This window comes from Brachyspira catarrhinii, assembly GCF_005518285.1.
Classification (GTDB): Bacteria; Spirochaetota; Brachyspiria; order Brachyspirales; family Brachyspiraceae; genus Brachyspira; species Brachyspira catarrhinii.
Window position 1 is genome coordinate 1 of the sequence record NZ_SJDU01000351.1, and the last position, 2,372, is coordinate 2,372.

The following is a 2,372-nucleotide window of genomic DNA, read 5'->3' on the forward strand; positions in this document are numbered from 1 at the left end:
TTTAAATTATTTTAAATTATTTTTTATTATTTTTTTAAATTTATTTTAGAAATTTATTTTAAAAAAAAATCTTCAATTATTTCGTTTAATTGATTTTCAATATTTTTCCAATCTTTGCTTAAATCTAAAATTTTAACGGAAAAATCTTTATCTTGGATTTTATAATCAAATTTTTCTTTTTCATATTTATCAATAATTTCGTTAGTTCCAGCATATAGCAGAATTCCCTTTATATTTCCTTTGAATTTTATATTATTCATATAAGCGTATATTTGGTAAAGATGCGATGGTCTTATCATTTCCTTATCTTTATGTTTTATAATAATTTCTTTATAAAATTTCGTGTCGATTATTAAGCATTTTTGTTTATTATAAATCGTTATATCGGTTTTCATATTTGGAATAAAATTAAAATTATAGTTTTTGATTTGCCATTTTATCGGTTTAGGCTCAACTTTAAAATTTTGATAATTAATTTTATAATAATTTAAAACGAATTTTTCATATATTCTATGCATGGTTTTCTTTTCGTTTTTGTCGATATAAAATTTTCCGCTATTTCCATCGGAATTTTTATCTAATATAAAATTGTTATGAATTAATTTGCATATATTTATAATAAATTTATAGTGTATATTATTTCTATGATATTTTAGCGTTTTAAAAGTATTACTACTGATTTTTATATCTTTTATTTTTATGAAATATCTACTCAAAATTATTAATTTATTTTTTAATTCTTCATCCAAATATTTAGAATTTATAAGTTTATCAAGCGTAGATTTTATTATTTGATTGAATAAAATATTTGTGGAAAGAATATCGTATTGACATATTAATCTTTTTTGATTTATAACATTGGTTTTTATAGAATTTGAAAAATCAATTTTGCCTTTCAGCATTGCCAAATCTTCTTCGATTAAAATATAATTTTTATAGAAACCTCTTTTTATAAGTTTATTCAAAAAATAATCCAATATTTTAGCCATTAAATTATAAATATTTTCAAATTTTTCGTCTCCGAATTCTATATCGTTAATTTCGTCAATTATATTCCAAGCATAACAGAGCATATAATATATATTTTTTATAGGTATATTATTCATAAATCAAATATTCAATAATTCTTTTATTTCTTTTTCCGCTTTATCTTCGTTGTCGAACCAATATTCCCTTAAAGTAGGCGCTATTTCATAATTTATAATATCTTCGTAATCTTCTTTATTTAAATTTTTTCTATTGCAAAAATAACTATGTCCGATAGTATAACCTTTTCCTAATGTTTTATCGGTTTTAATCGTTTCGTTTAACTTTGTAAATTTTTCGATTATTTTATTTATCAAATCTTTATCAATATTTTTACTTTCCAAATCTTCTCTAAATTGAGGTTTATTAAAAGCTGGCTCTAAATCTATAAATACAAATCTTCTTCTTAAAGCGTAATCCAACATTGCCAAACTTCTATCGGCGGTATTCATTAAACCGATTATATAAAGATTTTCTGGGACGGAAAATTTCTCGTTTGTATAGATTAATTCCAAAGCGTATTCCTCGCCTCTTTTATCGTTTTCGATTAACATAAATAATTCGCCAAAAATTTTGCTTATGTTTCCCCTATTTATTTCGTCTATGATTAAAAAATAATCGTTGCCTTCGTCATTTCTTGCATCTTCGCAGAATTTATAAAATACTCCCTCTTTCAATTCAAAACCGTTCTCGTTTGGACGATAACCCATAATAAAATCTTCATAAGAATAACTTTGATGAAATTGTATCATTTTCACTCGCTCGTTATCTTTTTCTCCGATTATAGAATATGCCAATTTTTTTGCAGCGTAAGACTTACCTACTCCAGCCGAACCTTGCAATATGATATTTTTCTTTTCTTTTATTAATTTCTCAAGTTTATTGTATTCTTTATCGGTTATATAAACTTCTTGTAGGAATTTATTTTTATCGTAATTTTCAGTTGGTGGTGGAGGCGGCGGTGGTGGAGGTGGAAATTGCCAAGCTTTATGAGATAATTCTGGAAAATCTTTAATATTAATATTTTTTATATCTTCAAGTAATTTATCGCATAAATTAAGGTATTCTTCCCCATTAGGAAGAGTTTTTATATTTTGATTAAATTTAAATTTTATATATTCCCTATTTTTTTCATCCAAATTTACATACTTAAATGGGCGTATCCAAAACAAACCCATTGTTAAATTCCATTTAACGCCTTTTATATCTTTTGCCAAATCGTAAAATTTAATAAAGGCTTCCCTATTTTCATTAGTATTACTATCAGCATAATTAATAGCGGCTTCAAAAATATTCCATAAATTTTCAATATCGCTTTTTGCTTGCACTCCTTCCGTATCAAAAAA

At 24.2% G+C, this 2,372-nt stretch carries 2 protein-coding genes; both read right to left on the reverse strand.

The window, feature by feature from the left end; genetic code table 11:
• Positions 1-53 precede the first annotated feature (53 nt).
• Entirely contained in the window at positions 54-1,106 is a 1,053-nt protein-coding gene (locus EZH24_RS10370; protein WP_137999056.1) for a 5-methylcytosine restriction system specificity protein McrC, read from the reverse strand.
• A gap of 3 nt (positions 1,107-1,109) precedes the next feature.
• Positions 1,110-2,372 (reverse strand): AAA family ATPase (locus tag EZH24_RS10375; RefSeq protein WP_137999057.1); only part of this gene is annotated, 1,263 nt, incomplete at its 5' end.

What these genes read in the sequence shown, in the direction of transcription:
- EZH24_RS10370 (WP_137999056.1), bottom strand. Translation starts at nt 1,106, where the DNA reads ATGAATAATATACCTATAAAAAATATATATTATATGCTCTGTTATGCT.